13 protein-coding genes, 1 tRNA gene and 2 pseudogenes are annotated in these 13,518 nt (G+C 47.5%); 5 read left to right on the top strand and 11 right to left on the bottom strand.

Going from position 1 to position 13,518, the window contains the following annotated elements; genetic code table 11:
- The 4 genes and pseudogenes from AB447_RS26520 to AB447_RS22645 form a co-directional block, all read right to left on the bottom strand.
- Nucleotides 1-260: pseudogene (locus AB447_RS26520) on the bottom strand (helix-turn-helix domain-containing protein); the annotation flags it as partial.
- A 7-nt stretch (nt 261-267) separates the two neighbouring features.
- Nucleotides 268-717: a group I intron-associated PD-(D/E)XK endonuclease gene (locus AB447_RS22655; RefSeq protein WP_048354999.1), complete on the bottom strand. Its 450-nt coding sequence runs from the start codon at nt 715-717 to the stop codon at nt 268-270.
- Between the two features lie 220 nt (nt 718-937).
- A complete protein-coding gene (locus AB447_RS22650; RefSeq protein WP_048354998.1) occupies nt 938-1,924 on the bottom strand; it encodes a tyrosine-type recombinase/integrase in 987 nt (328 codons plus the stop codon).
- Nucleotides 1,925-2,112: 188 nt separating this feature from the next.
- Nucleotides 2,113-2,188 (bottom strand) — tRNA-Arg (locus tag AB447_RS22645).
- 250 nt (nt 2,189-2,438) lie between these two features.
- On the opposite strand from AB447_RS22645, the gene clpP reads away from it, so the two are divergent.
- Entirely contained in the window at nt 2,439-3,020 is a 582-nt protein-coding gene (clpP, locus tag AB447_RS22640; RefSeq protein ID WP_046131841.1) for an ATP-dependent Clp endopeptidase proteolytic subunit ClpP, read from the top strand.
- A gap of 57 nt (nt 3,021-3,077) precedes the next feature.
- Here the strand turns inward: clpP and AB447_RS22635 are convergent, their stop codons facing one another.
- A complete protein-coding gene (locus tag AB447_RS22635) occupies nt 3,078-3,677 on the bottom strand; it encodes a DJ-1/PfpI family protein (protein ID WP_048354997.1) in 600 nt (199 codons plus the stop codon).
- A gap of 28 nt (nt 3,678-3,705) precedes the next feature.
- A pseudogene (locus AB447_RS22630) lies at nt 3,706-4,281 on the bottom strand (LOG family protein).
- A gap of 112 nt (nt 4,282-4,393) precedes the next feature.
- Between AB447_RS22630 and AB447_RS22625 the strand changes: the two are divergent.
- Nucleotides 4,394-4,717: a MazG nucleotide pyrophosphohydrolase domain-containing protein gene (locus AB447_RS22625; RefSeq protein WP_048354996.1), complete on the top strand. Its 324-nt coding sequence runs from the start codon at nt 4,394-4,396 to the stop codon at nt 4,715-4,717.
- Nucleotides 4,714-5,691 carry an HD domain-containing protein gene (locus AB447_RS22620; protein ID WP_048354995.1) on the top strand — a complete coding sequence of 326 codons (978 nt, stop codon included), beginning with the start codon at nt 4,714-4,716 and terminating at the stop codon, nt 5,689-5,691. Before AB447_RS22625 ends, AB447_RS22620 begins: the two co-directional genes overlap by 4 nt.
- A gap of 38 nt (nt 5,692-5,729) precedes the next feature.
- On the opposite strand, the gene AB447_RS22615 is transcribed toward AB447_RS22620, so the two are convergent.
- Both AB447_RS22615 and AB447_RS22610 read right to left on the bottom strand, forming a co-directional pair.
- On the bottom strand, nt 5,730-7,349 hold the full coding sequence (locus AB447_RS22615) for a SulP family inorganic anion transporter (protein WP_048354994.1): 1,620 nt from the start codon (nt 7,347-7,349) through the stop codon (nt 5,730-5,732).
- A gap of 24 nt (nt 7,350-7,373) precedes the next feature.
- Nucleotides 7,374-7,967: a beta-class carbonic anhydrase gene (locus tag AB447_RS22610; RefSeq protein ID WP_048354993.1), complete on the bottom strand. Its 594-nt coding sequence runs from the start codon at nt 7,965-7,967 to the stop codon at nt 7,374-7,376.
- Between the two features lie 393 nt (nt 7,968-8,360).
- Here AB447_RS22610 and AB447_RS22605 point away from each other — a divergent pair, with 393 nt between their 5' ends.
- A complete protein-coding gene (locus AB447_RS22605; RefSeq protein WP_048354992.1) occupies nt 8,361-9,344 on the top strand; it encodes a 2-hydroxyacid dehydrogenase in 984 nt (327 codons plus the stop codon).
- Here the strand turns inward: AB447_RS22605 and AB447_RS22600 are convergent.
- Nucleotides 9,341-9,940, bottom strand: coding sequence for a flavin reductase family protein (locus tag AB447_RS22600; RefSeq protein ID WP_048354991.1), 600 nt, complete (start codon nt 9,938-9,940; stop codon nt 9,341-9,343). The genes AB447_RS22605 and AB447_RS22600 overlap by 4 nt on opposite strands.
- Before the next feature lie 87 nt (nt 9,941-10,027).
- On the opposite strand from AB447_RS22600, the gene AB447_RS22595 reads away from it, so the two are divergent.
- Nucleotides 10,028-10,723, top strand: a complete 696-nt coding sequence (locus tag AB447_RS22595; RefSeq protein WP_048354990.1) for an ArsR/SmtB family transcription factor — start codon at nt 10,028-10,030, stop codon at nt 10,721-10,723.
- Between the two features lie 28 nt (nt 10,724-10,751).
- Here the strand turns inward: AB447_RS22595 and AB447_RS22590 are convergent, their stop codons facing one another.
- Both AB447_RS22590 and AB447_RS22585 read right to left on the bottom strand, forming a co-directional pair.
- The gene (locus AB447_RS22590) at nt 10,752-12,680 is read right to left on the bottom strand and encodes an ABC transporter permease (RefSeq protein ID WP_048405749.1); all 1,929 of its coding nucleotides are present in this window, start codon (nt 12,678-12,680) and stop codon (nt 10,752-10,754) included.
- On the bottom strand, nt 12,655-13,434 hold the full coding sequence (locus tag AB447_RS22585) for an ABC transporter ATP-binding protein (RefSeq protein ID WP_048354989.1): 780 nt from the start codon (nt 13,432-13,434) through the stop codon (nt 12,655-12,657). The genes AB447_RS22590 and AB447_RS22585 overlap by 26 nt, the downstream gene beginning before the upstream one ends.
- Between the last annotated feature and the right edge of the window lie 84 nt (nt 13,435-13,518).

Raw genomic sequence — 13,518 nt, 5'->3', positions numbered from 1 at the left:
CGTTTGTTTGCGGCCTCTCTTCGTACATTCAGCGCCTTCGCGATCTGATCCTGCGTTGGATAACATTCGCCCTTTTCGTTCATGAATGACGAGAGGACACATAACGTTTGCCAACGATCGGCTCCGATGTCCGCAATCAACCCTTTCTTGACGGCATCGACGTACATTTTGACGAAGATACGCGTTTCGGACTTGCCGGACGTCAGACTATATTCGGACTGCGATTCGACTGAGACAAGTCGTTGATGTTCGTTTGTCATACGTTTATCACCCCGCAATCTCTTTCGTAACGATCTCCGGAAATTCTAAGTAATCCGAAAAGTATAACGGTTGTTTGCTTCCGCCATATCCGTTCATATCGACCACCTCTCGAAGCATAATCGAAATTTGCGATTTCCCTTGCCACACATCGTAAGGAAGGTACGCAACCCGTCGATTCTCTAAATCCACGATCGCAAGTATGTCGTAATCCTTCTTCGTGTATGGACGGCTTGCTCCGTTAGATTTTCGATTATCGATCCTCATCCGATATCCGTCGTGTTCCATATTCGTTTTGACTTGAATCTTCGTAAATACTCCGTCTACATCCGCAACGATGTCGTAATGGACCCACGGTATGTCCGGACTAAGGCTAACGATTCCCTTCTTCGCCAAATCAGCACGGACAATACTTTCTGCTGCATATCCGCAAAAATTACGTTTGCTTACGGCACCCATCCGGCCACCTCCTTCACGAAATAATACCCGCGACTTTTCAAAACCGCACAATAAATACGAAATTTTTCGCCTTCACTTATAAAACACGTAGTCAATCTTTATTATTGGGACATCAATTCCGAAAATTTTTTCGTGTTCAATAATAGATGCGTATGTAAATTCGAATCGGCAACGTTTTGGGCAAAAAAATAACCCCGCCTTAAAAGACGAGGTTAATTCATTACACGTCGAGCTTGTCGTTTTGGCTTGCTTTATTAAACTGTTCGATTATTACATCATCTACATAGTCAAGGTAGACTTGCGTTGACTCTAAGTCTGCGTGCCCTAATATTTTTTGTAACGACCGAATATCGCCCCCGTTGCGCAAGTAATTGATTGCGAATGTATGTCGAAGACTGTGGATGCTCGCCCTACACTCGTTTTTCAAATTTGCTAACTTAGCGTACTTATCCGCACGCTTCCTTAGGTGATCTTTAGCTACTTCCTCCCCGTATTGATTAACGAAAACTTTTCCTACGTTCCCAAAATATTCGGTTGTCTCTATGAGAAGTTGTTTTAGAAGCTCGGCAACTTTGTCCGTCATGGGCACCATTCGATTCTTTCTGTTCTTATTAATCGCCCCAGGAAGCATGAGCACCTTATTTTCAAAGTCGATATCATCCGGATTAAGACCTTCCAGCTCATTCGAACGCAGGCCGCATTTTAACGATACATAGAACGCTACATAATCTCGGAAACCAGCATAAGTATCCTTGTCAATTACGCCAAAGAAACGTCTTACTTGTGAATCGGTCAGGCTCTTTATTTTCGTTTGATCGACACGCAGTTTCGTAATTTTCTTGGCGGGGCTTTCGTTTATGATTTCTCGCTCCACCATTCGGCTAAATATCGACTTGATGCCGCCAAGCCTAATATTAATCGTAACTGGTGATAGCTTGCGTTGCTTTAACATTATCGTGATATAACTACGAAAATGATCTTCGCTAACAGACGTTACAGGGTCCGTCATACGAATCCCTGTTACTTCCGTAAATTCGTCGAAATATCTTCGATAGTCATTAATCGTTCGATCGCGGTAGTTCTCGGTTGTAAACACCAAAACCACCGCATCTAGAGCGTCTTGAACGGTCATATAAGACGGTCTCAGCTCCGTTTGACTTACATCGCGCCGGTATCTAACGCCTTGCTTTCGTCTAATTATCGCCATATAAAAAAGCCTCCCGAAATATTATTCCGCAAGGCATTCGTAGAAGACTCGAACCAGTTCGATATAGGCGACACGAAATCCGCTAAAAACGTCATTCCGTTTCTTCCTAGACCGTGTCCTTCCGCTACACTTTTCGCTTTAACGGACCGTCGGAAAACGTTGATATGACGGGGTTAAAACGTATTGGACGCGCTCGGAGGGATTCGAACCCCCGGCAGACGTGGTACCGGAAACCACCGCTCTATCCAGCTGAGCTACGAGCGCACGTTATGTTCCTTTATGCGTCAGCAATGATTATTATACTCGATCTTCTTTCAAATTTCAACCTTTTTTCTGATCATGCAGAACGTACTGAAGAAATTTAGATTTCCGCACTCCGTTTGAATCTTTGTCATTTTGGGAAAAATGGTACACAGATCATAACGTTTGGGGAAACGCTTTTTGTTTGACCTTTATTGACCAAAAATGTATGATTAAACTACATACTTACCTTTTAAGGTGAAGGAGGAGCATTATGAATTTAATACCTACAGTCATTGAACAGACGAATCGCGGGGAAAGAGCATACGACATCTACTCACGCCTGCTGAAAGACCGCATCATTATGCTGGGGTCGGCAATCGATGACAATGTTGCGAACTCCATTGTATCACAGCTTTTGTTCCTTGAAGCGGAAGATCCTGAAAAAGATATCAGCATCTACATTAACAGCCCGGGCGGCTCCATTACGGCCGGTATGGCGATCTATGATACGATGCAGCTTATTAAGCCGCAAGTCTCCACGATTTGTACGGGAATGGCGGCATCCATGGGTGCGTTCCTTCTTGCTGCAGGTGAGAAAGGGAAACGCTATGCCCTCCCAAACAGTGAAGTGATGATTCACCAGCCGCTCGGCGGAGCTCAAGGTCAGGCGACTGAAATCGAAATAGCCGCAAAACGCATTCTTTCATTGCGCGACAAGCTGAACAAAATTCTTGCGGAACGCACTGGACAGCCGCTTGAAATCATTGAGCGCGACACTGACCGCGACAACTTTAAATCGGCTGAAGAAGCAAAAGAATACGGCTTAATCGATAAAATCCTGACGCGCAGGTAACGACGCGTTGAAGTATAGGGCAAAAAGAGCTCCCGGGGTTTCCCCGGAGGCTCTTTTTTATGTTCCGAACGGGCTGTCATACTCCATCCGCTTTGCCGTTTGCCGTGCCGTTTCTTCCCCAAGCAGCCGTTTGATGATATGAAAAGACATATTGATTCCAGCGGAAATCCCCCCTGAGGTGACGATGTTTCCTTCATCAACGAATTTCACGCCCCTAATCACGTTCACTTCAGGAAACTCCTGCTCGAGCCTGTCATAGCTCGCCCAATGAGTTGTCGCGCTTTTTCCGTTTAACAAACCGGCTTTGGCCAGAAGGAGCGCTCCCGTGCATACGGACAGCAAAAGCTCTGTCTGTCCGGCTTCTTTTTTGATCCAGCCGGTGAGACGTTCATTGTGAACTTCGCGGTTTCGCGCACCGGGGCCGCCGGGAACGATCAATATGTCAAAACGCGGGGCATTCCCGATCGAGAAATCAGGCACGACCGTCAATCCGTTTCTTGCCGTCACCGCTTCACCTGTTTCCGAGATCGTTTTGACCTCAAACGGGCGCTCTTCTCCGCTGCCCGCAGTTACTGAAAAGACTTCAAACGGTCCGGCAAAATCGAGCACTTCCACCTCATCAAACAGCAGCAAACCGACATTCCACTTCTTTTTCATGTCCCCGTCTCCCTTCGCCTTATGTATTCTATAATTCTTTCCACTTTTTCTCTAACACCGGATAACGATATTCGCTCATTCGTTCGATCAATTCCTGATGATTTGATGAAGCATAGATCAGCTTCAGATGCGATTAGTTTGAAAAGCCTTCTTGAACGCTGTGTTTCAGCATTTCGAGCAGCGGCTCAAAGTACCCGCTGATGTTATACAGCCCGATCGGTTTTTGGTGAATGCCGATTTGCGCCCAGCAAAGCACTTCAAACAATTCTTCAAAAGTGCCGAATCCGCCGGGCATGGCGATAAACCCGTCAGAGAGTTCCATCATTTTCGCTTTGCGTTCATGCATTCCGCCGACTTCCACCAGCTCTGTTAAACGCTGATGGACGACCTCGCCTTGAAAAAGGCCCTTCGGCATGACGCCGGTCACTTCACCGCCGTTTTCCAGCACGGTGTCGGCGATCACGCCCATCAATCCCATCCTTGAACCGCCGTATACGAGACGGAGTCCTTTCCCGGCTATGTAAGCCCCGAGCTCTGCCGCTTTTTTCTTGTATTCCGGGTTTTCACCCATATTTGACCCCGAATAGACGCATACCGTTTTCATTCCGCTCACTCCAACTCAAGATATTGATTAAAACAACTAACATCGTACTATATATTGTTTGTTCCGTGTGCGATAATATAAATGAATTTTTTTATAATGGGAGTGTATCGTCATGATAACAGAAGCAGAAAAATGGACGAAAGAGTTTTATCAAAAGAGAGGCTGGAGCGAGTACGGCCCTTTTATCAGAATCGGTTTTTTAATGGAGGAGGCGGGCGAGCTGGCAAGAGCTGTCAGAGCCTATGAAATCGGCAGGGACCGTCCCGATGAGACGAAGCGCACCGCCGGAGAATTAAAGCGGGAACTCGTCGAGGAGATGGGCGATGTGATGGGGAATCTGATTATGCTTGCAGGAATGTATGACGTATCCCTTGAAGACATGATGGAAGCGCACCGGAAAAAGCTGACGGAGCGCTTTAAAGGTGAAACATCGTGAAGATCAATGACCGCCTGTACGGAGAAGCCGATGTGGAGCCCGTGCTGGACGAGCTGATCCGCTCAGGAAGCGTTCAGCGGCTTAAAGGCGTCCATCAAGGCGGAGCGAGCTTTCTCGTCAATCCCGGGTGGAATGTCACCCGCTACGAACACAGCCTCGGCGTCATGCTGCTGATCCGAAAGCTTGGCGGAAGCCTTGAGGAACAAATAGCCGGTTTGCTCCATGACGTGTCACATACGGCATTTTCCCATGTGATTGATGATGTATTTCAAATGGTAAATGAAGATTACCACGAACAGATCTTTTCCGGGTGGGTCAGACATTCCGACATACCGGATATTCTACATACATACGGATTCAGCCATGAGAAATTATTATACGACGACAGCAAATGGACGCTTCTGGAACAGCCCGCTCCCGCCTTGTGTGCAGACCGCATCGATTATACGCTGCGCGACTCCCTCGCCTACGGCTTTGCAGAGAAGGACGAAATTGCGGAGTTTATCGAAACCGGACTGACCGTTTTTGAAGGGGAAATATGCTGCACTTCCATCAGCGCTGCCGAATGGTTTACACGCCTTTATTATCGGGAAGTCGTCGATTTTTTTATGCATCCGTTAAATTTGTACGGTCTGAAATTGGTGAGCAAAGTGCTGAAGCAGGCGCTCGAGATGCGCTTGATCACAAAAGACGATATTCTCAAAACAGATGATGAACTGATTGCGGTCTTAAATGAAAGCCATGGCCTCAAAGGCGAACTGAAAAAGCTGAGCACGGCGAAACAGCGCGTCAAACAAGGCGGACCAAACGATTTCACCTTTCATCAAACATTGAAAACGAGGCTGATCGATCCGCAAGTCATCCAAAACGGCAGAAAAGCACCCGCCTCCTCCCTTTCCGAGAATGTGCGCCAGATGACAGAAACCGCTGCCGATGCAATGGAAAAAGGGGCTTATGTGAAAGTGAGCCAGTGAAAAACCGCCTGTTCACGGAACAGGCGGCTTCGTTTTTACTATGTGACGTCAAAGATTTGCTCAGGGCGGTCGACAAAGTGCTGTTTGCCGATTTTATGAAACAGCCCAGTTTTATGAAGAAGCTCCCGCGGCTGCGGCTGGAGTCCGACGATCATGACCTTCCCGTTTTGCTGGTGCACACGGTTGACGATCGTCATCAGACTTCCTTCGGCAGATGAGTCCATATAGTCGACTTTATTCATCAGCAGGATCAACAGTTTTGGCATTTGCTTTTTATTTAAGATCGAATCCTCCAAGGAATTGGATGAACCGAAAAACAGCGGGCCTTCAACCGTGTAGATGCTGACTGACCGATGAAACGTTTTCTCCTCTGCCGAAGCCGCAGCCGGAACGAGCGACTCGGCTGCATCTTTTTTAATGCGGAACGATTGGCTCATTCTTGCGATAAAGGTGATGATCGCCAATAAAATGCCGCCGGCTACCCCGAAAACGAGATCCTGCCATACCGTTAGCAGAAACGTAACAACGAGGACGACTGAGTCAGAATTTTTGAGTCTCAACATGTTTGCAAACTCTTTCCGTTCGCTCATATTCCAGGCGACTACCATCAAAATCGGCGCCATGCTTGCAAGCGGGATATGGGATGCATACGGAGCAAACAACAGCAGCACGAGCAGAACGAATACGCCGTGGACCACACCTGATACCGGCGAAGCAGCGCCTGTCCTGATGTTTGTCGCCGTGCGGGCGATCGCTCCGGTCGCCGGTATGCCGCCGAAAAGCGGCGCGGCCATGTTGGCGATTCCCTGTCCGACCAGCTCTTTGTTGCTGTCATGCCTTGTCCCTTTCATGTTATCGGCGACCATCGCTGACAACAGCGATTCGATTCCCCCCAGCATTGCAATCGCCAGAGCCGGAGGCAGCAAATATACGATCTTTTCCAGCGATAGCTCAGGGAATTGGAAGCTCGGCAAATTGCGCGGTATTTCCCCGTAAGCAGAGCCGATCGTCACCACTTGTTCGGGAAAAAGCGTCGTCGCCATCAGCGTTGACACCAATAAGCCGGCAAGCGCTCCGGGAACTTTAGGCAGAACCTTCGGCGTGAACAGCACGAAGAAGAGCGATACGACGGCCGTCAAAATGCTGTAAAAGCTGAACGTATCCAAGTTGATGACTACCTCTCTCATATTCATATAGAAGCTTTCGTGCTTTTCAACATCTCTCAAGCCCAGAAACTTGGCGATTTCCCCGGTAAAAATGATGACCGCGATCCCGGCGGTAAAGCCGATGATCACCGGACGGGGAATAAACTTTATGATCTTGCCAAGCTTCAGCAGCCCCAATATGACCAATATCGCTCCGGCCATAAAACCGGCGATTAACAAATTTTCAAAGCCGTATTGCAGAACGATCCCGAATAAAATCGGCACGAATGCGCCTGTCGGCCCGCCGATCTGGAATTTGGAGCCGCCGAGCAGCGATATCAATATACCGGCCACGATCACAGTGTAAAGACCGTGCTCCGGCTTCACGCCGGAGGCGATGGCAAACGCCATTCCGAGCGGAATTGCGACGACTCCTACGACCATCCCCGCTACAATATCTTTTTGAAACCGCTTTAGATTATAACCTTCAAATCTGCCGGAAAAACGTAGCATGTAATGACATCCTCCCCTTTATGATCATCCCGTATTTCCTGAAAGCGAAACATTTTTCTGAGAATAACCATCTTCTACAACTTCCAAACCGCCGGTCTTAGGATCGATAACCAATCCATGCACCGGAACGTCTTCCGGCATAAGCGGGTGATTCCGCACCATTTTCACGCTGTACTTGACACTGTCTTCAACGCTGTCAAAGCCTGTCATCCACGAGTTCAAATCGATGCCCGCATTTGCAAGCAGCTCCAGGCACTCTGCCTTCACTCCGCGCTGCGTGGCTTTTTCAAAGATCGCTGAAGCATTCAGACTCGCCATGCCGCATTCGTGATGCCCGATGATACAGACCTCTTCTGCTTGCAGCTCATATACGGCTACAAGGATGCTCCGCATCACGCTGCCAAAAGGATGAGAAACAACGGCCCCCGCATTCTTAATGATTTTTGCGTCTCCATTTTTCAAACCCATGGCATGATGGAGCAATTCCAATAATCGGGTATCCATACATGTCAAAATCACAAGTTTTTTCTCGGGAAATTTCGTCGTTTCGTAAAACTCATATTTCTTTTCCTCTACAAAAGACTGATTGTGCTTCAAAATGGAAGATAAGTTAGCCATTTCTCTCACTCCTTTTCATAGTCATGTGACCTTGAATTTGTTGCACGTATGAATTATAGCACATGGTTTTTGAATTTTGGTTCGATTGCGAAAATTCACTAAAAATGTACTGGATATTTAATACATCACATTTTATATCTTTCTAAAATAATAAAATCTACACTTTTGTCCGCCTATAAAAACGTAATTGAAAACCGGATGACAGAGCGAGGCAATGAATTTATAGTCAAAAAAATGCATTAAAATTAATTAAAAAATTTCATTAATTGTCTTCGAGATTGAAAAATCGCATAAATGATCTGATAGTCCTGCATTTCTTAGCGAACTTCGATTTTTGCAGTATCGATTTTTCCTCTATAATGGCAGTACAGCATATTTTGAAGGAGGATGCAGATGAAGCCGTTTGTATACGTTACAAAGCCGATCCCAAAAGAAGTCGAAGAGATGCTTGCCGAACACTGCACATATGACATCTGGACGTCCCGGGAGCGCATTCCGAGACGCGTGCTGCTTGAGAACATCAAGGAAGCGGAAGGCCTTTTAACATCTGGAACAAAAATCGACCGTGAATTATTATGCAGCGCACCGAAACTGAAAATCGTCAGCAATAACTCCGTAGGGTACGATAATTTTGATATCGAAGCCATGAGAGAACGCTCTGTGATCGGCACGCATACGCCGCACGTCCTTGACGATACGGTCGCAGACCTTGCATTTGGGCTGATCCTTTCTTCAGCGCGCCGGATCGCAGAGCTTGACCGCTATGTACGCGAGGGAAAATGGACGAAGTCCGAAGATGATGAAAGCTTGTTTGGCACAGATGTCCATCACCAGACGCTCGGAATCATCGGAATGGGGCGGATCGGCGAAAAGGTTGCCAAGCGGGCCGCATTTGGCTTTGACATGGACGTCCTCTATTACAGCCGAAGCCGCAAACCGGAAGCCGAGAAAAAAACCGGAGCCGTATACACCGATTTCAACGAACTGTTACAGCGGTCAGACTTCATCGTCCTGATTACACCGCTGACGAAAGACACGTTCCATCTCATAGGGGAACGCGAGTTTAGGCAAATGAAACAGTCCGCTGTTTTCATTAATATTTCCCGCGGCCAGACTGTTGACGAAAAGGCGCTGATCAACGCGCTGAAAGATGGATGGATTAAAGGCGCCGGCCTTGATGTATTTGAAAAAGAGCCGATTGAAACAGACAATCAGCTCTTAAGCCTTCCAAATGCGACGCTCGTTCCTCACATCGGATCATCCACCCGCATCACCCATGTCAACATGCTGAAGACCGCCGTCAAAAACCTGATTGACGGCCTTCAAGGCAAACAGCCGCGCGATGTCGTGAAGGAATTAAAGGAGGGCGGGCGTTAGGCTCGGAACGTTTTGCCGAGCTCCATCCCCAATCCGAAATAGTGCCGGAAATTATAAATCATGGGACTCCACTTTTCAGGATCGATGTGGTTTGTCCCTTTGATGATGTTCTCATGAACGTGCACGCGCACCGCCTTTGTTTCGATCACAGCAAAGAATGGCGTATGTTCGGGAATGCGGACCGTTTTGACCTCGGCTTCGATTTGAATCGGGCATTCGGCAACTCTGTCCGGTTTGACGGATTGTGACGGAGCCGGCGTCAATCCGCCGGCTGCGAACTTTTCTTTGCAATATGTGAAGCCGAGCCGTTTTTTCGCTTCGGGCACAGGATCTTTCCCTGTAAAGGCCGCCAGTTTCTCTACGTTTCTCCATAATGACGGGTCAGGCACATTGATGACGCATTGATTCTGCCTTTCGATGTTTTCAAACGCTTTACCTTCCGTTGATACTCCGATGACCACACAGTCCCCGAGCGCCCATGAAGACGAAAGCGGGCTGAGATTCACAGAGCCGTCTTCGTTTTGCGTGCTGAGCAAAATCACCGGCGTCCCATAGTACAATATGCTTGGTTCGATTTCTTTGGTTCGTTTGTTCATGTTTTTTTCCTCCTTATCTGTTTTGATTGTAATCCATTAATATATCGATTATCATCGAAATATGGATTACATAATGGAGGAATCGATATGAACGTCACCCCGAATATTGCAGAGGTAGCCAAGCTTATCACTGATCCGTCGCGCGCGGCGATGTTAACCGCTTTGCTTGATGACCGTTTTTATACTGCCTCCGAGCTTGCCGGCTTTGCCGGCGTTAAACAGCAAACCGCCAGCTTCCACCTTGCCAAGCTGGCGGACGCGGATATGGTGGTCAGCCAAAAGCAGGGACGGCACCGCTACTACCGGCTTAAACATGCGGAAACCGCCCGGATACTGGAAACCCTTCTTCTTGCGGCACCGCCGGGGGAGATCAGATCCTTCCGGCAGTCCGCGGAGGATCGAGCGATCAGAAAAGCGCGGACATGCTACGACCATCTGGCCGGATCGCTTGGCGTGAAACTTGCCGAACAGCTCGTCAGCATGGACTTTTTAAAAGAGAATGAAGAAGCGTTTACCGTTACTGAAAAGGGCGCATCATGCTTCAAGGAGCTTGGCGTCGATGTCCGGGAGGTCAAAAGAAAGCGCCGCTCCTTTTGCCATAGATGCCTTGACTGGAGCGAAAGGCGCTACCACTTGGCGGGCGCTTTAGGCTCCGCGTTGCTCGATGCCTTTATCCGCATGGGCTGGATTGAGCGCCGTCCGCTCTCAAGAGCCGTTTCCATCACGCCTAAAGGAGAAAAAGAGTTTGAACGCGTGTTCCATATTTCTATAAAAAAGAACTGATTCAGCATATTGAATCAGTTCACTTTTTTTATAAATTCATATTCTTCATAACGGCCCGTTCATAGACTTTTCGGGTGATGATGTAATACGCCGCCTGAAAGAGAAAATAGATGCCGATGACGGTCACGGCGCTGAAAAACAGATTAGACTTGAGCATATTGCTGAGAGCCTTATACGCAAACGCGGCATGGATGGAGCCTGCGACAAACGGAATGAAAAAGAGAAATCCCATTTGCTTTCCGAGAATCGCCCGGATTTCCTTTTTCGTTACACCGATTCTCCGCAGCGCAGACACTTGAATCCGCGTATCTTCGATTTCGGTGAAAAGCCGTAAATACATCATGCTCCCTTGGACCACGAAAAACACGATGCTGATAAACAGCCCGATAAACAGCGTAAGCGCCGTCGCCTGCTTCATCACTTGATAGCCCGGCGCCCTGACCTGAAACGAATCTTTTTGCTCCTTCGGCACCATTTGCTCAAGCTTTTCAGATACTTTGACTTGATGTTCCCAATCGTTAAGCTCATAGCCGATGATTCTCATCTGTTTGTTCAGTGGCACCGCTTCAGCCGCTTTCTCATACGTTTCCTGGTCGACGACAATTAATTTGCTCGCTCTTCCCATATTGAAAAGGATTCCTTTATCCCGCTCTTTTTCCATTTTTAACACGAGGCTCTTCCCGGCTGCCGTTTTGATCTTCACGGGTTCCCCTGTTTCAAAAAATCCCGTATTCCCATAGTGGAACGGAAAATTGATAAACGCCTCGCCCTTTTTCAATTGTGCCGGCGGAAGATGCTTTTTTTCGGCGGCCTTATCATAATCTTTTTCAGAAATCATCACGCCTTCATTTTTCCGCTGTTTCGTGTTGAATGTGACAGGAATCCCCGTCACCTCGATTCGATACTGAACGGAAGCACCCGCATCTTGAAGAGTGCCTTCCACCTTTTCCGGCTTGATGACATGGTATGTCGAAGCGTCTTGCTCAACCCATGCCACGGCCTGCGAAAAGCCGGTTTCCCCCTGATTTTTCAGATCGGCGTAGAACATGTAGATGACACCTGTCGCCGTTAAAATTACGGCTGTAATGATCGACGTCAAAAACAGCATCCGCGCATAATCTTTCAGGCGAAACATGATATTGGAGCGGGTAATGATGTTCGTTCCGCTGTAAAAGCTCGTTTTATGCTTATACAAGCTGCGAAAAATCGCCACGCTGCTTTGCGTAAAAAAGAAATATGTCCCGATCAGGACAAGGATCAAAATCGGAAACACCCGATAGATCATATCAAGCAACCCGGCCGTTGCCGCGATCGTATAGCAGCCGGCGAGGCAAAGCACCGAAAGGACGGTGAGCCATTTGGAATAAGCGGGCATTCCTTTCGGCTGCTGTTTCGCTTTTAACAAGTCGATGATCTGAAGCTTGCGAATCCGCGTTAATGACAGAATCGTCAGCGTCTGAAAGAGGATGCCGAAGCCGACTGCCGTGATAATCAAAGCCTTCGGAACGACCATAAACGAAATCGGAGCCTTTACATCCATCAAGGCCGACATCGCCATGAAAAACAGCTTTGAAAATAAAAGCCCGATGCCGATCCCGGCTGCGATCGAAACGAAAGAAATGATCGTCTGTTCGTAATAAATCATTTTGCGCAATTGAAGCTTTGACGTACCGAACAAACTCAATAAACCAAATTCTTTTTTTCTCGCCTGCAAAAATGCAGAATTCGAATACATGATAAAAAAGACGGAAAATACGATAATAACCACTTCAGCCGCATAAAGGCAAACCTTTACAGTTTCTCCTCCGTAAATGTTATCCTCCGTTACATCGGGATGATAAATAAACGAAGAAAAAATAAAAAACACGGAAACGGTAAACACACAGCTTAAAAAATAAGCCAAATAACGCTGAAGATTGCCTTGAACGTTCTTACGGGCGATGGTTCTCATGTTCATGAAAATCACCTCCCAGGACGCTTAACGTATCAAGAATGCTCTGATAAAAATCCTGCCGGTTTGTCCCTTTGCGGATTTCCGAGAAAAACCTGCCGTCTTTAATAAAGACGATCCGTTCGCAAAAGCTTGCGGCTGTCGGGTCGTGGGTCACCATTAAAATCGTCGCTTGTTTTTCGCGGTTCAATTTCGTCAATGAATCCATCACTTGTTTGGCCGACTTTGAATCAAGGTTGCCCGTCGGTTCATCCGCCAACATGAGAGCAGGCTCATGAATCATCGCTCTGGCGCAGGCCGCCCTTTGCTGCTGTCCTCCGGATACCTCGTATGTGCGGTGATTGAGAATGTGGTCGATCTGCAGCGTTCTCGCCAGATCCATCAGTTTTTGTTCCATTTCCTTTAAGCGCACCTTATCCAACGCGAGCGGCAAAAGAATATTTTCCCTGATCGTCAATGTTTCAAGGAGGTTAAAGTCTTGAAAAATGAAGCCGAGCTCGCGCCTGCGGAATAAAGCGAGCTTATGGTCTTTCAGCTTGCCCGGATTTGTACCGTTAATGATCAAATCGCCGTTTGTCGGCTCGTCAATCGTCGCCAGAAGGTTGAGAAGCGTCGTTTTTCCGCTCCCGGAAGGTCCCATCACCCCTACGAATTCACCTTTTTCAACCGATATATTAAAATCGTCCAGCGCCTGATGCGAAAAGCCGCCTTTCTGCGAAAAATACGTTTTTGATAAATGCTTTGTTTCCAATACGTTCATTGTTTCCTTCTCCTTTTTTTCTTTTATTATAAAAAGGAGCGAAAACAACTCCCATCGAATTACCTTGCAAACCGGGCGGCCAAC

Source organism: Bacillus glycinifermentans (assembly GCF_001042475.2).
Lineage (GTDB): Bacteria > Bacillota > Bacilli > Bacillales > Bacillaceae > Bacillus > Bacillus glycinifermentans.
The sequence above is the reverse complement of the archived record's forward strand: the minus strand, read 5'-3'. Positions and strand labels throughout refer to the sequence as shown.